19 protein-coding genes and 2 pseudogenes are annotated in these 24599 nt (G+C 68.2%); 9 read left to right on the top strand and 12 right to left on the bottom strand.

Annotated elements, in window-relative coordinates:
* The 4 genes from CDO46_RS06855 to CDO46_RS06870 all read left to right on the top strand — a co-directional run bounded on the left by CDO46_RS06855 (position 1) and on the right by CDO46_RS06870 (position 4501).
* The gene (locus CDO46_RS06855) at positions 1-1092 is read left to right on the top strand and encodes a 4-oxalomesaconate tautomerase (RefSeq protein ID WP_087837976.1); all 1092 of its coding nucleotides are present in this window, start codon (positions 1-3) and stop codon (positions 1090-1092) included.
* A 158-nt stretch (positions 1093-1250) separates the two neighbouring features.
* Complete coding sequence (locus CDO46_RS06860; RefSeq protein ID WP_087837808.1) at positions 1251-1913, top strand: response regulator transcription factor; 663 nt, start codon at positions 1251-1253, stop codon at positions 1911-1913.
* Positions 1826-3733, top strand: coding sequence for an ATP-binding protein (locus tag CDO46_RS06865; RefSeq protein WP_087837809.1), 1908 nt, complete (start codon positions 1826-1828; stop codon positions 3731-3733). The genes CDO46_RS06860 and CDO46_RS06865 overlap by 88 nt, the downstream gene beginning before the upstream one ends.
* Before the next feature lie 93 nt (positions 3734-3826).
* The gene (locus CDO46_RS06870; RefSeq protein ID WP_087837810.1) at positions 3827-4501 is read left to right on the top strand and encodes an ankyrin repeat domain-containing protein; all 675 of its coding nucleotides are present in this window, start codon (positions 3827-3829) and stop codon (positions 4499-4501) included.
* Positions 4502-4510: 9 nt separating this feature from the next.
* Here CDO46_RS06870 and CDO46_RS06875 read toward each other — a convergent pair whose 3' ends face one another.
* Positions 4511-5509, bottom strand: a complete 999-nt coding sequence (locus tag CDO46_RS06875) for a LysR substrate-binding domain-containing protein (RefSeq protein ID WP_087837811.1) — start codon at positions 5507-5509, stop codon at positions 4511-4513.
* Positions 5510-5641: 132 nt separating this feature from the next.
* Here CDO46_RS06875 and CDO46_RS06880 point away from each other — a divergent pair, with 132 nt between their 5' ends.
* Complete coding sequence (locus CDO46_RS06880) at positions 5642-7933, top strand: NADP-dependent malic enzyme (RefSeq protein WP_087837812.1); 2292 nt, start codon at positions 5642-5644, stop codon at positions 7931-7933.
* Between the two features lie 24 nt (positions 7934-7957).
* Here the strand turns inward: CDO46_RS06880 and CDO46_RS28605 are convergent.
* Positions 7958-8419 (bottom strand): annotated as a pseudogene (locus tag CDO46_RS28605) (MFS transporter); the annotation flags it as partial.
* Here CDO46_RS28605 and CDO46_RS06885 point away from each other — a divergent pair.
* Positions 8415-10160 (top strand): annotated as a pseudogene (locus tag CDO46_RS06885) (penicillin acylase family protein); the annotation flags it as partial. The pseudogenes CDO46_RS28605 and CDO46_RS06885 overlap by 5 nt on opposite strands.
* Positions 10161-10240: 80 nt before the next feature.
* On the opposite strand, the gene CDO46_RS06890 reads toward CDO46_RS06885, so the two are convergent.
* The 4 genes from CDO46_RS06890 to CDO46_RS06905 form a co-directional block, all read right to left on the bottom strand.
* A complete protein-coding gene (locus CDO46_RS06890; RefSeq protein WP_087837814.1) occupies positions 10241-11845 on the bottom strand; it encodes an MFS transporter in 1605 nt (534 codons plus the stop codon).
* A 12-nt stretch (positions 11846-11857) separates the two neighbouring features.
* Positions 11858-13744 (bottom strand): amidohydrolase, encoded by a 1887-nt coding sequence (locus tag CDO46_RS06895; protein ID WP_087837815.1) that lies wholly within the window; start codon positions 13742-13744, stop codon positions 11858-11860.
* A 68-nt stretch (positions 13745-13812) separates the two neighbouring features.
* Positions 13813-14493, bottom strand: a complete 681-nt coding sequence (locus tag CDO46_RS06900; RefSeq protein WP_087837816.1) for a hydrolase — start codon at positions 14491-14493, stop codon at positions 13813-13815.
* Positions 14494-14529: 36 nt separating this feature from the next.
* A complete protein-coding gene (locus CDO46_RS06905) occupies positions 14530-15231 on the bottom strand; it encodes a pirin family protein (RefSeq protein ID WP_087837817.1) in 702 nt (233 codons plus the stop codon).
* Between the two features lie 130 nt (positions 15232-15361).
* On the opposite strand from CDO46_RS06905, the gene CDO46_RS06910 reads away from it, so the two are divergent.
* Together CDO46_RS06910 and CDO46_RS06915 are read left to right on the top strand one after the other, a co-directional pair.
* Complete coding sequence (locus CDO46_RS06910) at positions 15362-16282, top strand: LysR family transcriptional regulator (protein WP_087837818.1); 921 nt, start codon at positions 15362-15364, stop codon at positions 16280-16282.
* Between the two features lie 100 nt (positions 16283-16382).
* Positions 16383-17279 carry a hypothetical protein gene (locus CDO46_RS06915; protein ID WP_087837819.1) on the top strand — a complete coding sequence of 299 codons (897 nt, stop codon included), beginning with the start codon at positions 16383-16385 and terminating at the stop codon, positions 17277-17279.
* A 131-nt stretch (positions 17280-17410) separates the two neighbouring features.
* Here CDO46_RS06915 and CDO46_RS06920 read toward each other — a convergent pair whose 3' ends face one another.
* Positions 17411-18130: a hypothetical protein gene (locus CDO46_RS06920; RefSeq protein ID WP_087837820.1), complete on the bottom strand. Its 720-nt coding sequence runs from the start codon at positions 18128-18130 to the stop codon at positions 17411-17413.
* 184 nt (positions 18131-18314) lie between these two features.
* Between CDO46_RS06920 and CDO46_RS06925 the strand changes: the two genes are divergently transcribed.
* Positions 18315-18620: a hypothetical protein gene (locus CDO46_RS06925; protein ID WP_087837821.1), complete on the top strand. Its 306-nt coding sequence runs from the start codon at positions 18315-18317 to the stop codon at positions 18618-18620.
* 35 nt (positions 18621-18655) lie between these two features.
* Here the strand turns inward: CDO46_RS06925 and CDO46_RS06930 are convergent, their stop codons facing one another.
* The 5 genes from CDO46_RS06930 to CDO46_RS06950 all read right to left on the bottom strand — a co-directional run bounded on the left by CDO46_RS06930 (position 18656) and on the right by CDO46_RS06950 (position 24562).
* The gene (locus CDO46_RS06930) at positions 18656-19342 is read right to left on the bottom strand and encodes a cohesin domain-containing protein (RefSeq protein ID WP_087837822.1); all 687 of its coding nucleotides are present in this window, start codon (positions 19340-19342) and stop codon (positions 18656-18658) included.
* A gap of 1 nt (position 19343) precedes the next feature.
* Complete coding sequence (locus CDO46_RS06935) at positions 19344-21650, bottom strand: PKD domain-containing protein (protein WP_087837823.1); 2307 nt, start codon at positions 21648-21650, stop codon at positions 19344-19346.
* A gap of 176 nt (positions 21651-21826) precedes the next feature.
* Positions 21827-22486 (bottom strand): FABP family protein, encoded by a 660-nt coding sequence (locus CDO46_RS06940; RefSeq protein ID WP_087837824.1) that lies wholly within the window; start codon positions 22484-22486, stop codon positions 21827-21829.
* 30 nt (positions 22487-22516) lie between these two features.
* Positions 22517-23428 carry a bestrophin family protein gene (locus CDO46_RS06945; protein ID WP_087837825.1) on the bottom strand — a complete coding sequence of 304 codons (912 nt, stop codon included), beginning with the start codon at positions 23426-23428 and terminating at the stop codon, positions 22517-22519.
* A gap of 153 nt (positions 23429-23581) precedes the next feature.
* The gene (locus CDO46_RS06950) at positions 23582-24562 is read right to left on the bottom strand and encodes a tripartite tricarboxylate transporter substrate binding protein (RefSeq protein ID WP_087837826.1); all 981 of its coding nucleotides are present in this window, start codon (positions 24560-24562) and stop codon (positions 23582-23584) included.
* Positions 24563-24599: the final 37 nt, after the last annotated feature.

Here is a 24599-nt window from a genome sequence, read left to right on the forward strand (position 1 = left end):
ATGCAGACGAAAATACCGTGCGTCATGATGCGAGGCGGGACCTCGCGCGGACCGTTCTTTCTTGCCTCCGACCTTCCGGCCGATCCGGCGCGGCGCGACGAGGTGCTGCTGGCCGCCATGGGGTCGCCGCATTCCTACCAGGTGGACGGCATCGGCGGCGCCACGCCGTTCACCAGCAAGGTCGCCATCATCAGCCCCTCGCGGCGTCCGGGCATAGACGTCGACTATCTGTTCGCCCAGGTCCTGGTGAACGAACGCATGGTCGACACGCGCCCGAACTGCGGCAACATCCTGGGCGCGGTCGGCCCGTTCGCCATCGACGCCGGACTGGTGCCGGCGCAGGGCGACGAGACGACGGTGCGCATCTTCAACGTCAACACCCAGGCCGAAGTCCACGCCATCGTACAGACGCCGGGCGGCTCGGTGACCTACTCCGGCGACGCGGCGATCGACGGCGTGCCCGGCACCGCCGCCCCGGTCAAGCTGAATTTCCGCAGCGCCATCGGTTCCATCACGGGCAAGCTGCTGCCCACCGGCCGGCCGCTGGACGTGATCGACGGCATCGAGGTCAGCTGCGTGGACGTCGCCATGCCCATGGTGCTGTTCTCGGCGACGCAACTGGGCAAGACCGGCCATGAAAGCGCCGAGGAGCTCGATGCCGACACCGCCCTGATCGCCAGGATGGAAGCCATCCGGCGCAAGGCGGGCGAATTGATGGGCCTGGGCGACGTCAGCGGATCGGTCGTGCCCAAGATCGGGCTGCTGGCCGAACCGCAGCACGGCGGCACGATATCGTCGCGTTACTTCGTGCCCTATTCCTGCCACCGCGCGCACGCCGTCACCGGCGCCTTGTGCGTGGCCTCGGCCTGCGCCGTGCCGGGCACCATCGCGTCCCGGCTCTCGGGCCTGGACAGCGCACCGCCGCAAGGCGTGGTGCGCATCGAGCATCCGTCCGGCACGATCTCCATCGACCTCGACGTGGACCTGGTCAGCGCCACGCCGGTCATCCGCCGCGCCGCGGTGATACGCACCGCCCGCCGGCTGTTCGAGGGCAGCGTGCTGATTCCGTCCGAGGTCTGGCAGGACGGTTGACCGCGCGCGTCCGCGCGCACGGCCCCGCCTGAAGGTCCCCACGGGGCCCTGCCGGCGGGGCCGTTTTCATTTCGTGGTGGTACAGTCCACATATCTGCAACATCGTGTTACCGCCCGTGCCCCGGCGCGCAGTCCGGGGCACGCCGCGCCGCTTCACCATGACCGATCTTCCCCTTTCCGCACCGGTCCTCGTCGTCGAAGACGAGCCCTCGATGCGACAGCGGATCCTGCGTCTCCTGACCGGGCTCGGCTACCCCTCCGGCACGCTGGTCTCGTGCGCTTCGCTGGCAGAGACCCGCTTCCACCTCGACAGCGACGTCCGCTTCGCGCTCGCGCTGATCGACCTCGGCCTGCCCGACGGCAACGGCCTGGACCTGATCGAGGCGCTGCACGCGCGCGGCCATGGGACCGCGATCCTGGTGATCTCGGCCTGCTCCACCGAAGACATGATCCTGGCCGCACTGAAGCTGGGCGCCACCGGCTACGTCCTCAAGGAACGCGACGACCAGGAAATCGCGATGTCCCTGCGCAGCGCGCTGCGGGGCGGCGCGCCCATCGACCCGTTCATCGCCCGGCGCCTGCTGGCGCTGCTGCCTGCCCCCGCGTCGCCGCCCCGGGCCCAGGCCGAGGCGACGCTCAGCAAGCGCGAGCTGGAAATCCTCGAACTGGTCGCCCAGGGCCACACCAATCGAGAGATCGCCGAGCAGTTGTTCGTCTCCCCCCACACCGCCGCATGCCACATCAAGAACATCTACCGGAAACTGGCGGTCACGTCCCGCACGCGCGCGATCCACGAAGCACGTTCGCTTGGCTTGCTGTAGTCCTGGCGCTCTGGCTGTGCCTGCCGGAGACGGCCCGCGCGGACGCATGCCGCCCGGCGATTTCCTCCATCAGCGCCGCCCGCGCGAACGAGTCCCCGGACACGCCGCCCGCCACGGGCTGGGAGGCCGTCGCCCTGCCCGACATCTGGTCGACGCGCTGGCCCGGCCACGACGGCACGGTCTGGTACCGCGTCGAATGGACGCATTGCCCCGGCCAGCCCGTGGCGCTGTTCCTCGAATATCTTTCGATGGCGGGCGCGGGACGGCTCAACGACGACCCGCTCTGGGCAGACGCCAGCCTGGTCGAACCCCTGACGCGCAGCTGGAACCTGCCGCGCTATTCCCTGCTGCCGCCCTCGGCGCTGCGCGCCGGCATCAACACCTTGTGGATCAGGGTGGCGGGCTACGACCTCTACAGTTCCGGGCTGGGCGGGGTGCACATCGGCCCGCCCGACGAGGTCCGTCCGCGCTACGAACGAGAATGGCTGCTGCGGCGCGTCCTGCCGCAGGCCAACCTGATCATTTCGATCACGCTGGGCTGCTTCTTCCTGATGGTCTGGCTCCTGCGGCGCAACGAGCAGGCCTACGGATGGTATGCGCTGACGTCGCTGGCCTGGCTGCTGTTCGGCCTGAACTCGGCCGTCACCTCCCCCTGGCCGTTCGCCACCACGCACGGCTGGTCCACGTGGATCACCCTGGTCTTCACCATCTATTGCAGCGCCTTCTCGATGTTCGCCTGGCGGTTCGGCGGCCAGCGCTTCCCCCGCCTGGAAAAGGCGCTGTGGACCGTCACGGGAGCGGTGTGCGCGGCGCTGCTGGCACTGGGGCCGGCCCAGCCCAAGGCCGTGTTCTACCTGGTGGCGGTGGGCTATGCCGCCGTGTTCGTCGGAACCTGCGTGCAATTCCAGTTCCGCGCCGCGCGCACGCGCCAGCCCGAGCACCTGTTCCTGGCGGCCTGCATGCTGGGTTTCCTGGTGGCTGCCATCCACGACATCCTGGCCTTCCTGCGCATCATCGACGACGTGCACGGCTACACGGCCGCCACCGCGCCGCTGATCATGATAGGCATGGCCCTGGTCCTGGCCTGGAGCTTCACCTCCACCCTCGGGCGCGTGGAGCGGTTCAATCGTGAACTGGCCGACCATGTCGAGGAAGCCCGGCGGGAACTCGCCCATACGCTGGGCCGGCAACACGAGCTGGAAGTGGCCAACGCCCGGCTGAGCGAACGGCTGCGGATTTCCCACGACCTCCACGACGGCCTGGGCAGTTCGCTGGTACGGTCCATCGTCATGGCGGAAAAGGGCGACGCCACGCTGCCGCCGCAGCACTACGTGTCGGTCCTGAAAAGCCTGCGGGACGACCTGCGACAGGTCCTGGACCACAGCTTCGCGGCGGTCGCGGCGACGGCGGCCTCGCCCGCCGACTGGATCGCGCCGTTGCGCCGCCGCTTCGGCGACCTCTTCGACGATCAGGGCGTCCGGTGCGTCTGGCGAGTCGCCCCGGAATGGCCCGCGGAACCGGATACGGCCCGCCTGCTCGCGCTGGCCCGCTTCCTGGAGGAAGCCTTGACCAACGTGATCAAGCACAGCCGCGCGAATACGGTCGCCGTGACCCTGGCCGATGCCGGCAACGGAGCCCTGGAACTGAGCGTCGAAGACGACGGCGCGGGATTCGACGTCGAGCTGGCGGACCGGTCGATGGCCGGCATCGGGCTGCGCAGCATGCGGGCGCGCATCGCGCGCATCGGTGGGCGTCTGGCGGTCGAATCGGGCATGGGCGGCACCCGCCTGCGAGCCCACCTGCCTGCGGCGGCTCCATAGCTTTTTCCACTGCGCCCCATTCACATATACGATTTTCCAAACCCCGGCGGCGCTCTTAACATCACGTCTGCAACAGTCCAAGGAGACCCGCGCATGTTGTGGAAGCGCCTATCCATCCATCTCGGGGTCGCGGCGGCCCTGCTGGCCTGGCTCTCGTCGCCGGCGAACGGCGCCAGCCTGGATGCCCGGCTGCGCGCCGCCGCCGAACGCGGAACCGCCGCCGAGATCCGGGCCCTGATCAGCCAGGGAGCGGACATCGAAGCGCGCGATGCCGCGGGCGCCACACCCCTGCTCGCCGCCACCCACCGCAACAACGTGGACGCTGCCCGCGCTCTGATCGAAGCGGGCGCCGACGTCAACGCCAAGGACAAGATCAACGACAGCCCCTATCTGTATGCGGGCGCGCGGGGACACGACGAGATCCTGCGAATGACGCTGGCGCACGGTGCCGACCTGAAAAGCACCAACCGCTACGGCGGCACGGCGCTGATCCCCGCCGCCGAGCGCGGCCACGTCGAGACGGTCCGCACGCTGATCGAGGCGGGCGTGGACGTGAACCACGTCAACAACCTGCACTGGACCGCGCTGCTCGAAGCCATCATCCTGGGCACGGGCGGCGCCCGCCACACGGACATCGTGCGCCTGCTGGTGGATGCGCATGCCGACGTGAACCTGGCCGACGGCAACGGCGTCACCCCGCTGCAGCATGCCCGCCAGCGCGGGTTCACCGCCATCGAACGCATCCTGCTGCAGGCCGGCGCGCGCTAGCCGCGCCGGTCAGAACTCGGTCTGCCGGCCCGGATCCGGCACGTCCCGGCGCATGCCGGCGCTGGCCTGGCGCACCGCCGCCAGGAAGCGCCCATGCGTGTCGTTCTCGCCGCTGTCCTCGCGCACGATGGCCGCGATGGGCGGCAGGCTCCAGGCGATGGAATACGGAACGATGGCCACGCCCGCCACGTGCACCAGTTCCTCAGCGATGTCGGCGGGCAGCAGCGAGACCGCGCGCTCGGAAGCGGCGATGATCTCGCCGATGAGCTTGGCGGAATAGCCCTCGGTGACAGGCACGGGTGGCGTCACGCCCGCCTGGATGAACAGGCCGGCGACCTGCTCGCGCAGCGCGGTGCGGGGCTCTCCCAGGACCCAGTCGAGTTCGGCCAGCCGCGGCCATGATAGCGGCGCCCGGCCCAGTTGCGCCGCCAGGCGCCGGTTGCTGATCAGCCGGGCCTGCTGGCGGTACAACGGCTCGAACACCAGGCCTTGCAGGTCCAGCGTGGGGCTCGCCCGCGCGATGACCACGTCCAGCGCATGATCGCGCAGTTCCCGCAGCAGGCTTTCGCTCGTGCCGTCGTGGATACGCACGGCCAGCCGCCTCGGCCCCGCCTGGACGGCGGATACGGCTTCGGCCACCAGCCGCCCGGAGACGAAGGGCGTCACCCCCACGTGCAGGCGGGCGGCCAGGCCCGCGCCGGACGCTTCCATGTCGCGCACCAGATGCCCCAGGTCCTGCAACATGGCCCGCGCCCGCCCCGCCACGACCCGCCCGATGTCGGTGGGCGCCATGCCCCGCGCCGTGCGGACGAACAGCGGCACGCCGAACATGGACTCCAGTTCCGACAAGGCGTTGGTCACCGCCGGCTGGCTGGTCGCCATCAGTTCGGCCACCCGCGTCAGGGAGCCGAGCCGGTGGACCTGCACGATCAGCTGCAGGTGGCGCATCTTCAGCCGCGAAACCAGCCGGCGGACGACGTCATCGGAGGGAAATGCGGAATCCGGCATATCTGCGGCAGCCAAGATATCAGCTAAACATTATGGATACATCGTCAATCAGAATATTTCAATGATAACCGCCGCCTAGAATGCCTGGATCTTGACGCAACCCTGTGCCCGCTGGCACGGAAGGACAGGAAGATGAGCACCACGATTCGCCAGGCCGCCCTCGACTATCACGAGTTCCCCGTTCCCGGAAAAGTGTCGGTCTACCCGACCAAGCCGCTGGTCACGCAGCGCGATCTCGCCCTGGCCTATACCCCGGGCGTCGCCGCCGCCTGCGAGGAAATCGTCGCCGACCCGGCCAACGCCTTCCGCTACACCGCGCGCGGCAACCTGGTGGGCGTGATCTCCAACGGCACCGCCGTGCTGGGCCTGGGCAACATCGGCCCGCTGGCCTCCAAGCCGGTCATGGAAGGCAAGGCCGTGCTGTTCAAGAAATTCGCCGGCATCGACGTGTTCGACATCGAGATCGACGAGACCGACCCGGACAAGCTCGTGGACATCATCGCCTCGCTGGGTCCGACCTTCGGCGGCATCAACCTCGAGGACATCAAGGCGCCCGAATGCTTCGCCGTCGAGCGCAAGCTGCGCGAGCGCATGACGATCCCGGTCTTCCACGACGACCAGCACGGCACCGCCATCACGGTCAGCGCCGCGTTCATCAACGGCCTGAAGGTGGTCGGCAAGGACATCGCCCAGGTCAAGGTCGTGACCTCCGGAGCGGGCGCCGCGGCGCTGGCCTGCCTGGAACTGATGCTGGACCTGGGCCTGCCGCGCAAGAACATCTGGGTCACCGACATCGAAGGCGTGGTGTACGAAGGGCGCACGGTGCTGATGGACGAACAGAAGGCGGCCTTCGCGCAGCGGACGGACGCCCGCACGCTGGCCGAGGTCATCGCCGGCGCGGACGTGTTCCTCGGACTGTCGGCTGGCGGCGTGCTCAAGCCCGGCATGGTGGCGTCCATGGCCCCCCGGCCGTTGATCCTGGCGCTGGCCAACCCCACGCCCGAAATCCTGCCCGATGCGGCCCACGCCGTGCGCGACGACGTGGTCATGGCCACGGGACGCTCGGACTTCCCCAACCAGGTCAACAACGTCCTGTGCTTCCCCTACATCTTCCGGGGCGCGCTGGACGTGGGCGCGTCCACGATCACGCGCGAGATGGAGAAGGCCGCGGTCCACGCCATCGCCGCCCTGGCCGAGGAAGAACAGAACGAGGTGGTGGCTGCCGCGTACGGCACCTACGACCTGCGCTTCGGCCCCGACTACCTGATCCCCAAGCCCTTCGACCCGCGCCTGATCGTTCGCATCGCGCCCGCCGTGGCGCGCGCCGCCATGGACTCCGGCGTGGCCACGCGGCCGATCGCCGACATGGACGCGTACGCCGAGCAACTGCAGCAGTTCGTCTACCGCTCCGGCGCCTTCATGAAGCCGCTGTTCGCCAACGCCAAGCGCTTCGTGCGCGACGGCGGCAAGGCACGCATCGTGTTCACCGAGGGCGAGGACGAACGCGTGCTGCGGGCCGTGCAAGTAATCGTGGACGAGGGCCTGGCCAGGCCCATCCTCGTCGGCCGGCCCGCGGTGCTGCTCGCGCGGATCGAGAAATTCGGGCTGCGCCTGCGGCTGGGGCAGGACGTCGAGGTGACCAACCCCGAGTTCGACGAACGCTTCCACCAGTACTGGACGACGTATTGGGAAAAGATGTGCCGCCGCGGCATCACCAAGGAAATGGCCCGCGTGGAGATGCGTCGCCGCATGACGCTCATAGGCGCCATGATGGTCCACCTGGGCGATGCCGACGGCATGATATGCGGTACCGTCGGCGCCTACCACGACCACCTGCGCTTCGTGGACGAGGTCATCGGCCGGCGGCCCGGACACGGTGTCTACGCCGCGATGAACATCCTGCTGCTGAACGAACGGACCATCGCGCTGGTGGACACGCACGTCAACGACGACCCCAGCGCCGAACAGATCGCCGAATACACGCAGGCGGCGGCCGAGGCGATGCGCCGGCTGGACCTGGTCCCCAAGACCGCGCTGCTGTCGCGCTCGAACTTCGGCTCGGGCAGCTCGGCCTCGGGCGGCAAGATGCGCCGCGCGCTGGAACTGCTGCGCGAACAGGCCCCCGACCTGGAGGTCGATGGCGAAATGCACGGCGACTGCGCGCTGGACGAGGCCCTGCGGCTACGCATCCTGCCGTCCTCCACGCTGAAAGGCGAGGCCAACCTGCTGGTCTGCCCCAACGTGGACGCGGGCAACATCGCCTACAACCTGCTCAAGACCGCGGCCGGCGGCAACGTGGCCGTGGGGCCCTTCCTGCTGGGCGTGAACGCGCCGGTGCACATCCTGACGTCCAGCGCGACGGTCCGCCGCATCATCAACATGACCGCCCTCGCGGTGCTGGGCGCCAACGCCGGCCTGGGCTAGCGTACCGGCCGCGGGCCTGGAGCCTTATCGGGCCAGGGGCGCGGCGGCCAGTACCGGCCGCCGCCAGAACCCCCTGAACACCACCAGCGCCGCCCCCAGCAGCAGCATCGCGCTGGCCGCAAAGACGCCGTGCGCGCCTCCCGCGTCGAACACCACGCCGCCTGCGGCCGCGCCTACGGTGATGGCCAGTTGCACGGCCGCCACGATCAGCCCGCCGCCGCTCTCGGCCTCGTCGGGCACGACCCGCGTCAACCAGGTGGACCAGGCCACCGGTACCGCGCCGAAGGCCATGCCCCACAGCGCGACCAGCACGGCCGCGATCCAGGGCAGCGTCCCCGTGGCGGCCAGAACCAGGCCGATGCCGCCCATCGCCAGCGGCATCAGCAGCAGCGTCATGCGCAGGCTGCGCTGCAGCAGCAGGCCCGACAGCGACGTGCCGACGAAATTGGCCACGCCGAATCCCAGCAGCATGGCCGACAGGCCGTTGGGCGGACAGGCCCGCGACACGCTGGCCAAGGCCTTGTCGGGTCCCGGGGAGGCGCCCGCCGCCAGCAGCGCGGCCGAAGGCATGGCCCGGGCCAACGCGCGCCGCATCACCCGCTACGAAAGCAACAACTGGACGATCTCGGGCGCGCGCACCGCGTCGGGCAAGCCCATCCTGTCCAACGATCCGCACCGGGCCCTGTCCATGCCCTCGCTGCGCTACATGGTGCACCTGAACTCGCCGGGCTGGAACGTCATCGGCGCGGGCGAGCCGGCGCTGCCCGGCGTGTCCATCGGCCATAACGAACGCATCGCCTTCGGCCTGACCATCTTTTCCTTCGGCGACGAGGAAGACCTGTACGTCTACGAGACCAACCCCGCCAACCGCGACGAATACCGCTATCAAGGCAAGTGGGAAAAAATGCGCCTGGTCGAGGAGACGATCAAGGTGCGGGGCCAGGCCGACGTGAAGGCGACGATCAAGTTCACTCGCCACGGCCCCGTGCTGCACGAGGACGCCGCCCGGGGCAAGGCCTACGCCATGCGCGCGGCCTACCTGGAGTTTCCCGGCACCGCCGCCTACCTGGCCAGCCTGCGCCTGAACCAGGCGCGCAACTGGGACGAGTTCACCGCCGGCATGGCCCGCCACTACACCCCCGGCGAGAACATGGTGTATGCCGACGTGGACGGCAACATCGGCTGGTTCGGCGGCGCGCTCGCCCCCATCCGGCCCAAGGCCGGATGGTCGGGACTCCTGCCCGTCCCGGGCGACGGCAGCTACGAATGGGACGGCATCCTGCCGGGCGCCTCGCTGCCGCGCGTGCTGAACCCGGCCAAGGGGTTCTACGCCACGGCCAACGAGTACAACGTGCCGGACGACTATGCGCGCAAGGACATGTCGGCACGCGAATGGTCCGATCCCAACCGGGTCCAGCGTATCGGCGAAGTCCTGGGCGGCGCGCGCGGCCTGACCGTGCAGGACACCGTCAAGCTGCAATACGACGACCTGTCCATCCCCGCGCGCGACCTGATGGGCCTGGCCGCATCGTTGTCCTCGCCCGAGGCCGAGGTGGCCGACGCGCTGCAGCGGCTCAAGGCCTGGAACCATCGCATGTCGGCCGATTCGGTGGCCGCCACCATCTATGAGTTCTGGCAGTACGTCATCGTCGCCAAGGTCTCGGACCTGTACGTGCCGGCCGCCAGCCGGGCCACGTTCGGCGACCTGGACAAGCGGCTGGTGATGAACAAGCTACGGGCACCGGACGCGGCCTTCGGCGCCGAACCGGTAAAGGGCCGCGACACGCTGCTGCTCGATGCGCTCAAGGAAGGACTGGCCAATCTGAAGGAGATCCTGGGCAACGATCCCGCCGGGTGGAAGTGGGGCGACCTGTTCCACATCAAGTTCGACCACCAGCTGGCGGCGCTGCTGCCGGCCGACCAGCGCGCCGCGCTGGCGACCGAGCGGTATCCGATGAGCGGCAACATCGAGACCGTCTACCTGGGCGCCTATGGCGCCGACTTCCGCAAGATCCACGGCGCGTCCTACCGGCAAGCCATAGACGTGGGCAACTGGGACAACTCGCTGGCCATGAACGTGCCGGGCCAGTCGTCGGATCCCTCCAGCCCCTACTACAAGAACCTGCTGCCGCTGTGGGTCAAGGGGGAGCTCTTCCCCATGGCATTCAGCCGGCAAAAGGTCGAGAGCCTGAAGGCGGAGAGCGTCACGCTGCAGCCGGCGCGTTGAGCGGCACGGGGCGCGGCCGCCACGGCCGCGCCCGCGGGGCTTTCCTCGTCGCCAGGAACCGGACTCCTCGGCACATCCCATCAGGAGGCCGTGCGGCTGTGAACCGCCAGCAGGTGGCGCACCGAGGGCCGCTCCGGTCCCCGGTGAAAGCGCAGGGCTTCCTCCTGGACATCGGCATCGGCCTTCGAAACCCGCTTGTGCTGGCGCAGATGCTCGGCCCATGACTCCACCTGGAACCATTCCAGCATGAGCCCCGGCCGGGCCGCATCCTCGGTCACGCCCCAGGCATAGGCGCCATCGCGCCGCCGTTCGGCCGACAGCCGCTCCAGCGCGCGCAGGAAAGCCGCCCGGTCCGCGGGATCGATCCGGTATTCGACCAGGATCAGCACCGGCCCCCTGTCGTTCTCCACCGGTGCGGCCGTCAAGGGCTCGGGCCAATGGTTCGAGGGCACGAGGTCGGCCTCGCCCTTGGGCAGCTTGAGCAGATGCGACACCACGCCCACGATCACCAGTCCCGCGGCGCCCGCCAGCAGGGCGGCGGGCACGCCCACCCATTCCGCCACGGCGCCCCAGGCCAGGCTGCCCGCGGTCATCGCGCCGTTGAACACGGTCAGGTAGACGGCCAGCGAACGGCCGCGCACCCAGTTCGGCAGGATGGCCTGCGCCGTGCCGTTCAACGTGGTCAGCGCGGTGATCCACGCCGCCCCCAGCACCAGCAGTCCGACCACCGCCAGCCACTGCGGCGGCGCGAAGGACAGGCCCGCCATGACGGCCGCCGTCACCAGCGCCGCGGCCAGCAGCAGGCCATCGGCGTCCAGCCTGTCGCGCAGCATGGGCATGACCACGGCGCCGCCTATCGCGCCCAGGCCCACGGCCCCCAGCAGGATGCCGTAGAACCCCGCCCCGCCGCCCAGCAGCCCGCGCGCCACCAGCGGCAGCAAGGCCCATACCGAACTGGCCAATGCGAAGAAGCAGAACGCGCGCACCAGCACGACGTGCAGTTCGCGGCTGGCCCGCGCATAGCGCAATCCCGCCCGGAACGCGCCCAGGAACTGCTCCGACAGTTCGTCGCGCGGCGTGGGTGGCCGGCGCCACCACAGCAGCGCGGCGATCACGAAGGCATAGCTGATGACGTCCACGCCATAGGTCACCGCGCCGCCCAGGCTCGCCAGGATCAGGCCGCCCAGCGCGGGACCGATGGCGCGCGCGATGTTGATGCCGAGCGAGTTCAGCGCCACGCCGTTCTTGATGTCCTTCTTGTCCACCAGCTCGGGCACGATGGCCTGCCACGTGGGCCCCATCAGCGCCGCGCCGATGCCGCCGAGGAAGGTCAGCGCGACCAGCGAGCCGATCGTCTGCATGCCCCAGGCCGTCAGCAGCATCAGGCCGACACTGACGCAGGCCAGCAGAACCTGGATCGCGATCAGGAATTTGCGCCGGTCCAGGATGTCGGACAGCACGCCGGCCGGGATCGCCAGAAGGAAGATGGGCAGCGTGGCGGCGGCCTGCACCATGGCGACCGCCGTGGGCGAGGTCGACAGGTCCGTCATCAGCCAGGCACTGGCCACGTCACGAATGAAGCTGCCGGTGTTGCCGATGATCGTCGCGCCCCACAACACGGCGAACAGCTTCTGCTTCAGGGGCCCGAAGCCGCCCCGGGAAGTGCTCTTGACCGCTTCGCTCACGTCGCGTCCTCCTCAGACCGCCCAGCAGGAACAGCCCAGCGCTCCGAAGAAGCCCCGGGCATCGGACACGGGCAGCTTCGATGCCCAGGCCCTGGCATGCTCGTGCCCATGCAGGCCGCAGGCTTGCGCGCAGCCGCACGCGGCCACCCGGCGGTAGCCCAGCGAATGGCGGCCGGCGCCCTCGGGCTCGGCCCAGGCGGCATAGCCGCCGAACAGGCGAGTGGGAGACCAGTCCGGCATCGGCGGCGGCAGGGGATTGTCGTCCAGGCCGGCGAATCCGCCCGCGCCGTACACGACACGGCCGCCCACCATGGTCAGCTCCGAGGTCAGGAAGGAAATCTCGTCCTCGGCGCAGGCGAAGAAATCCTTGTCGAGCACGATCAGGTCTGCCAACTGCCCTGGGGCGATGCGGCCCCGCCGCCCTTCCTCGTTCGAGAACCAGGCCACCTTCTCGGTCCACATGCGCAGCGCCGTCTCGCGATCCAGGCAATTGCGCCGGGGATACAGCGACAGCCCACCCACCGTCTTGCCGGTGATCATCCAGGCCAGCGACACCCAGGGGTTGTAGGACGCCACGCGCGTGGCGTCGGTGCCCGCCGACACCTTCACCCCCTTTTCCAGCATGCGGGCGATGGGCGGCGTGGCCTCGGCCGCCGCGGCGCCGTAGCGTTCGACGAAATACTCGCCCTGGTAGGCCATGCGATGCTGCACGGCGATCCCGCCGCCCAGCGCGGCGATGCGGTCGATGGACCGGTCCGAGATGGTCTCGGCGTGATCGAAGAACCAGTTCAATCCCTTCAGCGGGATCTCGCGGTCGACCTTCTCGAACACGTCCAGCGCGCGCGAGATGGTCTCGTCGTAGGTCGCATGCAGGCGCCAGGGCCAGCGATTCTGCGCCAGGATGCGCACCACCTCCTCCAGGTCGCCTTCCATCTGCGGCGGCATCTCGGGACGATGCTGGCGGAAATCCTCGAAGTCGGCGGCCGAGAACACCAGCATCTCGCCCGCGCCGTTGTGGCGGAAATAGTCGTCGCCCTGCTTGTACTGCACGCTGGAGGTCCAGTTCAGGAAATCCTCCTTTTCGTGCTTCGGCTTCTGCGTGAACAGGTTGTAGGCCAGGCGCACCGTCAACTCGCCGTCGTCGGCCAGCTTCCGGACCACCGCGTAGTCGTCGGGGTAGTTCTGGAAACCACCGCCGGCGTCGATCACGCCCGTCACCCCCAGGCGGTTCAGCTCGCGCATGAAATGCCGCGTGGAATTCACCTGGTAGTCGAACGGCAGCGTCGGGCCCTTGGCCAGCGTGGCATACAGGATCTGCGCGTTCGGCTTGGCCAGCAGCAGCCCCGTCGGATTGCCCTGGGCGTCGCGGGTGATTTCTCCCCCCGGGGGCTCGGGCGTATCCTTGGTATAGCCCACCGCGCGCAGCGCCGCGGCGTTCAGCAGCGCGCGGTCATACAGGTGCAGCAGGAACACCGGTGTGTCGGGCGCCGCCGCGTTGATCTCGGCGATGGTCGGCAGGCGCTTCTCGGCGAACTGGTGCTCGGTGAAGCCGCCCACCACGCGCACCCACTGCGGGGGCGGCGTGATCGCGACCTGCCGACGCAGCATGTCCATCGCGTCGGCCAGCGAACGCACGCCGTCCCAGCGCAGTTCCATGTTGAAGTTCAGTCCGCCGCGTATCACGTGGGTATGGTTGTCGATCAACCCGGGCAGCACGCTCCGGCCGCCCAGGTCGATGATGCGGGTCGCCGGCCCGGCCAGGGCCATGACTTCCCGATCGTCGCCCACGGCCAGGAAGCGCCCGTCCTTGACCGCGACGGCGGTAGCCGACGGATTGGCCCGGTCCAGCGTGGTGATGCGGCCATGCCGCAGGATGACATCGGCGGTGGTGGCGCTCATGATTGCTCCTCGGTGGTGGACCTGGGTGACCGCCGTGCGCGGCCGGGAGCCGGCACACGCGCGGAGGTTTACCTGGCCGGGTTGGGACCGATCCGCTCGCCGTGCTGGACGCGCTCCGCGCCATTGTGCACGTGGGTGATGGCATAGTCGATGCCCATGCCGTAGGCGCCCGAATGTTCCTTCACGATGCCGGTCACGGCGTCATAGGTCTCCTTGCGGGCCCAGTCGCGCTGCCATTCCAGCATGACCTGCTGCCAGGTCACCGGCACCGCACCCGCCTGCACCATGCGGTCCATCGCGTACTTGTGCGCATCCAGCGACGTACCGCCCGAGGCATCGGCCACCATGTAGATCTCATAGCCGCCCTCCTTCATCGCGCACAGCGCGAAGGTGGTGTTGCAGACCTCCGTCCAGAGCCCCGACACGACGATCTTCTTGCGCCCGCTGGCGGCCAGCGCGTCGCGCACGTTCTGATCGTCCCAGGAGTTCATCGAGGTGCGTTCGAGAATCTTGTTCTGCGGAAACACCGCCAGCAGCTCGGGATAGGTGTTGCCCGAGAAGCTGTCGGTTTCCACCGTGGTGATGGTGGTGGGGATATCGAAAACCCTGGCCGCCTTGGCCAGCGCCACGACGTTGTTCTTCAGGACCTGGCGGTCGATCGACTGCACGCCGAAGGCCATCTGCGGCTGCTGGTCGATGAAGATGATCTGGCTGTTCTGCGGGGTCAGGACGTCTAGATAATGAGACATGGCGGTTCTCCGTTGGGGAAACGATCAGGAAATGTGTCAGCCGGCCACGTCCACGAGGACGAGTTCGGTATCTTCGATGGCGGTCAGGCGTATCACGTCCTCGTCCCGGATCGCGGCGCCGTCCCGCGCCCGCAACTCCACGCCGTTGACGTCCACGCGGCCCGTGGCCGGCACCAGGTAGCCGTAGCGGCCGGCTCCCAAGCGGTACTCCGCGGTCTCGCCCGCCTTCAGCGTGGCGCCGGAAACCCGCGCATCGGCACGAATGGGCAGGGCATCCTCGTCCCCCTGCATACCGCTGGCCAGGGCGACGAACTGACCCGAACGGTCGCCCTTGGGAAACGGCTTGGCACCCCAAGACGGCTGGCCGCCACGGCTGTCCGGAAAGATCCAGATCTGGAAGATGCGGGTCACGCCGGGCTCCAGGTTGTATTCCGAGTGCCGGATGCCCGAGCCCGCGCTCATGACCTGGACGTCGCCCGCCTCGGTACGGCCGCGGCTGCCCAGGCTGTCCTGGTGGGTGATGGCGCCTTCCCGGACATAGGTGATGATTTCCATGTCGGCATGCGGATGCGGCGGGAAGCCGGTGCCCGGGGCGATGGTGTCATCGTTCCAGACGCGCAGCGCGCCCCAGTTCATGCGGGCCGGGTCGGCATAGCCGGCGAACGAGAAGTGGTGCTTGGCATCGAGCCATCCGTGGTTGGCACCACCCAGGCTCTCGTAGGGACGACGTTCGATCATGATGTTCTCCGCTTTCGTTGCTTCGATGAAGAGAACTATAGAAACTTGCCGACATGATTGAAATAGAATTAATTGAAAACCATACTTTCCATTTTTTAGGTCAACATATCCACACGCCGGAAACGCATCCATGAGCCGACTCCCCGACCTGGAAGCCTGGGCCATCTTCGCCAAGGTGGCCGAAACCGGTTCGTTCGCCCGGGCCGCGGCCGAACTGTCGCTGTCGCAGGCCACCGTCTCCAAGGCCGTCTCGCGCCTGGAAGGGCGGATGAAGACCGTGCTGTTCCATCGCACCTCGCGTCGCATCTCGCTGACGGAAAGCGGACTGGCCGCCCTGGAACGCGCCTCGCGCATTCTGGAAGAAGGCGAGGCCGTCGAATCCGAAGTGACCGAGCAGTCCAGCAGCCCGCGCGGACCGATACGGATGACGGCCCCCATGTCCTTCGGCATCTCGCACGTGGCGCCGGTGCTGCCGGCGTTCATGGCGCGCTATCCCGAGGTCACCCTGGACGTGCACTTCAGCGACGAACAGGTCGACCTGATCGAGAAGCGCTTCGACCTGGCGCTGCGCATCTCCACGCTGGCCGACTCCAGCCTGCTGGTGCGCCGGCTGTGCACCGTGCGCATCCTGCTGGTCGGCTCCCCCGCCTACTTCGAGCAGCACGGCCGGCCCCGGCACCCGCGCGAACTCGCCGGGCACCGCGCCCTGCAGTACGCCTACGCGCGCGGCGGATCGAGCTGGCGCTTCCGCCATGCCCGTCATGGCGAATTCACCCAGGCCATGCCCACGCCGCTGCGGGTGAACAATGCCGAGGCGCTGGCGCCCGCCTTGCGCGCGGGCGCCGGCCTGGCCCTGCAGCCGGAATTCCTGGCCTGGCAGGACCTGCAGTCGGGCGCGCTGGAAACGGCCATGGACGACTGGCAGGTGGACCCCATCGCGCTGCACCTGGTCACGCCGCCCGGACGCGGCAGGCCGGCACGCGTGCAGGCGCTGATGGAGTACCTGACGGCGCACTTCGTCGGCGAACCGTGGGCACGGGCCATCGACTGACCCGGCCCGCCGCGTCATCGGCCCAGGCGGCCGACACATGCCTGACACACGCGCCGACGATCATTCCCGCGGGCGCGAGGTCCATACAAAGGAGAAAACCATGGCATGGCTGAAGATCGCGGCGCTGGGCGCGGCGTGGGCGGTGGTCGGAGCGGCGCAGGCCGACGTCCCGACATCGCGGGAATACAAGGTGTTGCTCAAGCCCGCATTGTTCGCGGACCACCCCAAGAACGCATCCAACGCGTACCTGGCCGACCTGAAGGCCGCGCTGGCCTCCGCCGGCTTCGACCGCAGCATCGACGGCAGCTTCGCCAAGGACAAGGAGCGCACCGTGCGCTTCTACGACTCGCCGGGCAGCTGCCAGCTGCGTGCGCAGTCCTATTCCTTCCGCGAACGCGTCAGCGACAAGCGCGAATCCACGCTGAAGTTCCGCTCGACCTCCCAGTCCGCGGCCGCGGGCGTCACCATCACCGGCAGCGAATCCGGCGCCGACTCCAAGTTCGAGATGGACAAGACCGCCTCGGCCACGGCCTATTCCCGCTCGACCAAGCAGAACTTCTCGAGCGGCAAGAACCTGAACAAGATGAAGGACGTCACCGACCTCTACCCCGTCGCGACCGGCCTGGACATCGTGCGGGACGACCCGCTCGTCGTCGTGGGTGGCCTGTCGATCTGGGAAAAGACCTACGACGGCCCGGACAGCGACCTCGGCCAGCAAGGGGCCGATTTCACCGTCTCGCTCTGGTACCTCAACGAGAGCGACACCACGCCCGTCGTGGCCGAAGCCTCGTTCACGGTCGAGGCCAGCGGCGGCGACTTCACCAACAAGGTCACCCAGCGCTCCGAGCTCATCTTCAACACCATGACCCAGATGAGTTCCTGGACGGCGCCCACCGCCATTCCGAAGACGAACTGGGTCTATCAGTACAACCCGTCGTTCTGCTCGAGCGGCCAGGGCGCGGAAATCGAAGCGTCGGCCACGGCGCAGCCGTTCTGATTGCCGGCGCCCCGGCACGAACCGGGGCGTCCGAGCTCGCGCGCAACGATGTACCGGCCGCGGCGGCTCCGGCTGCGGCAAGCTCGGCCGGCCAGCCCGAGGGGAGACGCTGACCGGCCACGGATCGGCGCTCAGCGCCCGCGCGGACAGGTCATCGACGCCCGGTTGTCGCCGTTGAACACCAGGTCCAGTTGCGGCACGCCGGTCTGCTTCACCGCATAGCGTCCGCTCGCGTTGGACAGCGGCCCGGTGAAGCTGACGCGTCCGTCCTTCAACTGATAACTGCCGCCCTTGGCACCCACCGCGTACTGGCCGCTCTTCTGCACCACGACGTCGGTATACGCGTAGTTCAGCTGACCGGCATCGAAGGTGTAGCAGGTGTACTTGCCGGGGGCGATGTCGGCGGCCTGCGCGGGAGGAGGCGCGCTCTGCGCCGGGGCCTGGACCGGGGCGGGCCGCCAGCCACGGCGCATGTCGTCCAGCGACTTGACGATGACCGGCGCCTGCTTGTCCAGCGTATCGAGCGTCGCCGCCGGGCAGGCCCCCTGGGAAAAACCTTTCTGGTTCGCGATGCCGGCGATGCGGGCCGATTCGTCGCGCATCGCCTGTTCGTAAGCGCGCCGCAGTTTGTCACGCTGCGACGAGGACAGGCCGGCCGCCCCTATCAATCCGTCCAGTGCCCGGACGACCGGGCCCGCATCCCGCTTGCAGAAGTCCAACGCCGCCTGGACCTGCGCGGTCTGCGTATTGGCGCTTTCGAGCATGCCCAATGGGTCGGGATCCGCCGCCAGGCTGGCTCCGGCCATGGCCAGGCCACAGACTAGCGGGATGATGCGAGGAAAAACGTTCACGGGAAGTCTCCGCAGTTCTTGTTGGCATATGGCCGGCAAGTCCGTGCATCGATCTTCCATGCTCCCCCGCACGGTCGGACTCCGGCCGCGGGCAAGCGTACCATCACCGTGCCGGGAACCGAAGCGCGCAACCGCCAGGGACTGGTAGACTCCCTCATCCTCCGGTCTTCCCAGGAGCCGTTCCATGCGCCAGGCCATCTTCGGCGGGGTGCTCGTCCTCATCGTGCTTGCCGCCTGGGCCAGGCAGCAAGGCTGGATCGCGCTGCCCGACAGTCTCATGCAGGCCCTCCTGCTATGCCTGCCGCTGGCGTTTCTTCCTCTGTACCTGCAAGGGCTGCGCGAGGGGGAACTCGTCATTCCGCCGCGCACCATCCGGCGCCGGGAAACGCCCCTGCTGTTCTGGTTCGTGGCTGTGTTCCAGGCCGTCCTCGTGCTGACACTGCTGGCGTACCTGGCCGTCCAGTTGCTGGACAGCCTGGCGGCTGGATGAGCCGGCGGGATGCCGGCTCGGACCTTCCTTCTGTCCTACTCTCGCGGCACCGTGGCGGCCGGTATCCGGACCTCCACAGGCTGGGCCTGCCCCGACCCATTCGGGACCTGCAGCGTCACCGTACCGCCGGCCGGCCGCATCCGCCGCGCCCGCTCCACCAGATCGGGACTCGATGACTTCTGGGCCAGCCCAGCCAACCGGGGCATCGGCGAGGCCACCGCTTCGACGAAGGTCACTTCGCCGTCGTAGCTCTTGAGGCCCGGTGGAATGGCCGTCGCATCCGGCATCAGGATCTCGGTCGCCTTGGCCGTGAGCGTGGTCGTGGCCCGCGCCGGGCCCAGCACCTTGAAGCGGATGTTGCCCAGCGGCACGGTTCCGATGGGCTGCGTGAGCGACGTGCCGTTGACCATCACGATGTGCAGGACGTTGCCGTCCTTGCGCCATTGAACCGCCGGCGTGACGCGGCCGGCCGCGACGGGATCGATGGCCAGGATCTCCAGCGCCGCCGGATCGTAGGTAACCGTGGCATGGGCCGCCCCTACCGCGTGGGTGCCGGAGAACACGGCCACTTGTATGGCGCCTTCGGCGCCGGTCACGGCCGTCACCGAAGGATCGACGAAGAAGGCATCGCCGACGAACTGGGCATGCGCGGTGCCACTCATGGCTGCCGCCAGCGGCAGACCGGCCAACAGGGACCGGAGGATGAACGAACGAATACGCATGTCATTGCACCTCGATGATGAATCGCTTGGTCACGCCCGGGGTCAGGTCGCTGCCGGACAGGGAATCCCCGCCCACCACCCTCGCATTACTGCTGAAGGTGATGAAATAGGTGCCGACTCCGTCCGGCGCGGCCAGGCCGCGCATCAGCACTTCGGTCTGCCCCCCCGGGATCGGCACCGAAGCGGAAACGCTGCGCACCGGCGCACTGCTGGTCAGTACCGTCTGGCCGGCGACGATGACCTCGAAGATGTCGTCCAGCGCTGAACCGTTGTCTCCCATGGTGATCAGGACGTCCGACGTGCTGCACCCGACGATCTCGGTCGCCTTGCCCAATCCGTCGCACATCGGCCACGACGCCTCCAGCGTGGCCGTGCTGACCGACGTGGGCGACGCGCTCGGGCAGTTGTAGTTCGCCGTCCCGTCCGAGTTGAAGCTGTAGCTGCCCTTGTCCGCGCTCAACGGCATCAGGACGCGATTCGCCGGCATCGTGGCCCGGCCCGCCGGCACCACCGCGCAGCGGTTGGTCACGAAACTCTCGATTGCGCCCATTACGCCGGCGGCGTCCAGCGCATTGCCGGCGGCATCGGCCAGGCCATCCAGCAGCTTCACGTAGAGATCCTCCGCATATTTCGCGAAGAAATCCGCCAGCGTGCGAGCCGCCGTATTGCTGCGCAGGATGCCCGCGACCACGCGCTTGCCGATGATCTGCTTGACCAGGTACCCCGCCCCCTGGCTGGCACCCATGCCGCACAGATGCTGCAGTCCGATGAAAGCCACTTCCGGCTTGACCAGCGCCGACTCGCCCGGCTTCAGGCTGAGCGGACTCACGGTCAGGTACAGCTTGGGATCGATGGGCTTGACGATCTCGCCCAAGGTGGACGCCACCGACAGCGTCGCGCTGATCGGCACGCAGAACTTCACGAACGCCGCCACGGCGCCGATCTCGATGGCGGGACCGTCGGCGGGGATCACCGCGCCCGCGATGAAGATGGTGGCGGTGACCGCGCTGCAAGCCGCGCTGGCGATCGACGAGGCCTCGCCCAGCATGTCGGCGGTCTTCTTCAGCCGGCAAAGCTCGGGCAGCACGAAGTCGCAGATCTGGTCCGGCGAGATGGCGGCCGCCATGGGGCCGGCCGCGGCGTTCGCGGACACCTTGCCCAGCACCTCCTGGCTCTGGGCCTGGAACTCGCGCATGCCGTTGGCCAGCAGCGCTTTCTGGAACACCTTGGCCAGCGTGTCGCCATTGGGCCCGGCCAGCACGCGCTCGAGCTCCAGCCTGGCGTTGCCGAAGGCGCTGCGGCCGGCGGCCGCGACCTTGCGCAGCTGCTCGGCGTCCTGCGCGCTCAGGCCGCTCGGCTCGGCCACGATGGCATCGTGCTGCGCCTGCATCAGGCGATCGATCCGATCGAAGAAAGCGCGAACGTCCTGGGCCGCAGGCACCGCCGGCTGGAGCGGCGCCAGCAAGTCCAGCGCCAGGGTCTCGCTGGCCGCGCCGTTGACCGACACGACGACCTGCGCCTGCGCGTTGCGTGCCAGGCCGGCCGGAACGAGGAACGACGCGTAGCCCGGCAGCATGCGGAATACCTGGGGCGAGGCGACGCCGTCCACCTTGATGGCCACCTGGGCTTCCGGATCCAACAGCGCCGGCGACACCATCGCCACCACGGCTCCCGGATAGGCCTGGGGATTCAGCAGGGCCGACGGCAGTTCCTGGCCGGCGGCGGCCGCCTGCATGGCCAGCGCGACATCGGCGTCGTCGACCTTGCCGTCCAGATTGATGTCGGCACGCGCGACCTGGATCTCGTCCAGCGTGTTCAGGCCCCCGACGTACTGGCCCAGGCGCATGGCGTCGACCAGGCCGGGCTTCGCATTGCCGGCGATGTTGCCGATCTTCGAGGGAATGCCGAATTCGGCATACGGCGAGTTACCGGCATCCATCACCACGACTGCGGCGCTGGCCTCGGCCACGGACTGACCGCCCGAGATGGCCTGCACGGTGGCCGTTACCGGGCCCGCCTTGCCGAAGGACGCCGAGACGCGCTGCCCCGTGGCTCGCTGTCCATCGCTGAACGTCCAGCGGTATTGGTCGATCTTCGTGCCGTCCGTCACGGCGGCGACACTGAAGCCTACCGGCTTGCCCACCGACACATTGCTGCGATCGGCTTGAACTTCGATCACGGCCTTGCTGCTTGATGCCGGAGGCGGCTCCTCGCCGCCCGGCTTGGCGCCGTCGCCGCCGCAGGCGGCCAGCGTCAGCACGATACTACCCGCCAGCGTCCACCATAGACGGCGAACGCCGGTGCTCATCGATCCCTTCATAGGATCCCCCCGGTATGTGTTGCGGTTTGTTTTCGGTGTTCTGGCAATACCCCTGCCATCGCACGTAAAAGTACCCGCTTTCTCGTAACTCTTTGAATTTAGATGCTACAAGAGGTAGCAAGCGCTAACACGCATGAATGAAGTAGGATCGAGGAGACTTTCTCTCACGCGCCCCCGGCCAGCCCTCGCTTGGCAGCCGCCTGCGCCGTGGGATTCGGCGTGGGCTCGCCGATCTTGCGCAGCGTGTTCCGGTCGGTATGGTGGAACGGCTCCGCCTGGCCGGGGATGACCAGTATCGTGTCCTGCTCGTAGGACCAGGTGCCGTCGTCGTTGATCGTGACCGTGATGGTGTAGCTCTCGGTCTTGAATGCGTATTCCAGGAACGGATTCGACACGATCCCGTTCGTCAGCGAACCCCGCACGGCATGGAGCGTGAAGCGCCGCGCGTCGGGTGAGGCCTGGCCCACCGCCATCGCCGTCTGCCCTCGCGGGATCGACAGCGTCTGCATCACCGCCCCCGTCGCGGGCTCCCACAGCCAATAGCCCACCTGGTCGTGGAAAGTTTCGACGTCATCCGGCTTGACGATGCGGGTGTGATAGCGCAACCCGTAGAACAATTGCGGACCGTTGGTCTGCGCATCGATGGGCTGGAGCTCCATGTGCTCGATGAACGCCTGCTTCTCGGGGCCGTCCGCCTTGGGGTTGATGTCCAGCCCGCGCGCGCCCGTCCAGATGCCGGCCATGCCGGTCAGCGGCCCGAGGTTGGCCAGCGTGTGAACATCCGGTTCCGGCTCGGTATAGATGTCCTTGGGATAGTTTTCCATGGTGGGTCCAGGGGGTGGGGATGAAAGATATCAGCTCAGCACGATGGTGTCCGACCGGTCGGCTTCGGGCGGCAGCTTCTCGCCCAGCATCTCGCGCAGGGTCGATTCGATCATGCCGGACATCGCGTCCAGGGCGAGGTCGTTCGGCTCCAGGCCGAAAGGCTCTTCGATCTCGGCCGCCAGGGCTTCCAACGCGAAGAACGTATAGGCGATGAAGGCCACGATCACCGGCGTCATGGCGCCGATGGCATCGATCAGGCCGAACGGCAGCAGCAGGCAATACAGATAGATGGTGCGATGGATCAGCACCGCGTAGGTGAAAGGGATGGGCGTCGACGCGATCCGCTCGCAGCCGCCCAGCGCCTCGCTCAGCTTGCGCAGCGACGCTTCCATCGGTGGCACGAGCACGGGGTCCAGGGAGCCGTCGCGGCGCCGTTCACCCACCCAGCGTCCGGCCTGTAGCAACAGCATGGCGGGCTTGTAGCGAGCCTGGCCGATGAAGGCCGCGCCCTCGTCGCCCAGCAGGCGCCGCAAATCGCCGCCGGCATCGCTGTTCCGCAATTGATGACGCAAGGCGTGCACAAAGGCCGCCAGGCACATGGCGAACTCGCGCGCCTTGTCCGGCGCGTCGGCCAGGGTCAGGGCCTGCCGGACCAGCGAGCGCGTCTCGTTCAGCAGCGTGCCCCACAGGCTGCGGGCCTCCCAATAACGCGCGTAGCTGGTGCTGTTGCGAAAGCCGAGAAAAATGGCCAGCGTCAACCCGATCAGCGAGAACGGCACGAAATTGAGCTGCACCTTCCATTCGAAGACCTGGCCGTGCAGCACGGTGACCAGGACGGCGAACAGCGTCGCCGCTGCCAGTTGCGGCAGGATGCCGGGCAGCACCGAGCCGCGCACGATGAACAGCATGCGCAGCCAGTGCGGGCGGGGCCGGATGATCATGCGTGCTCGCCGTCGAAGATCAACAGAACAGAATGGGCGGATTATACGTAGGTCGGAAGACCCGCCCGTACATGGGCCGTCCCCAGGCGCCCGTTGCCGTGTCGATCTGCCGCTCTTGCTACCCCCGCAGCTGGCGGCCGGTCCCCCTCCCCGTCACTGCTGCTCGATGCCCGCCGCCTTGACGAGCTTCGTCCATCGGGCGATTTCGACTTTCTGGAACTCCGCCAGCTCCTGGCGGGTTCCCGCAATCGGCTTCCATGCGTTGTCGCCGAAGTACCGGGCGGCCTCCTGCGATCGCATGATGGGAACGATGAGCGCGTTGAGCTTGTCGGCGACGTCGTCCGGGGTACCCTTGGGCGCGAACACCGCCAGCCAGCCGCTGGCCTCGTAGCCGGGAACGCCCTGCTCGGCTATCGTCGGAATGTCCTCATAGCCGGGCATGCGCGTGGGCGTGGACACGCCCAGGGCCTTGAGCTTGCCCGCGCGCACGTGCGGCATCACCGCCGGCGCGTCGCCGAACACGATGTCGATCTGCCCCCCCATCACGTCCGTGACGGCCAACGGCAGCGTCTTGTACGGCACATGCAGGATGTCGATGCCGGCAAGCTCCTTGAGCACTTCGCCGCCGGCCCTGGACGAGGAATTGCCGGAGCCGAACGTCAGCTTGCCGGGATTCTTCCGGGCCGCGGCGATCAGCTCCTGCACGTTCTGGTAAGGCGCGCCGGGCGCGACCGTCAGTACCACGCCACCCACGATCATCGCGGTGATGGGCACGAAATCCGCCACGGGGTCGTACGGAAGCTTCTTGAAGAGCGCGAGGTTCGCGGCATGCGTCGTATTCGTCCCGACGACGATGGTGTATCCGTCCGCGGGCTGGCGCAGGACGTGTTGCAAGGCGATGAATCCGCTGGCGCCGGGCTTGTTGTCGACGATCACCGGCTGCTTGGTGATCTCGGTGATGTGCTTGCCGAGGAAGCGGGCAGCCAGGTCCGTCGTCGTGCCGGCGCCGAACGGCACGACGATGGTGATGGGCTTGCTGGGGAAGTTCCCGGCCTGGGCCTGCGCCTGCGGCGAGGCGGCCAGGGCCAGCGGCCCCGCCAGCACGAGCGCCTGCAATTTCTGGATCGTTCTCATGTCGTGTCTCCTTTGGTGTCCGTCCGTGCACGTCCGG

Source organism: Pigmentiphaga sp. NML030171, from assembly GCF_002188635.1.
Taxonomy (GTDB): Bacteria; Pseudomonadota; Gammaproteobacteria; order Burkholderiales; family Burkholderiaceae_B; genus Pigmentiphaga; species Pigmentiphaga daeguensis.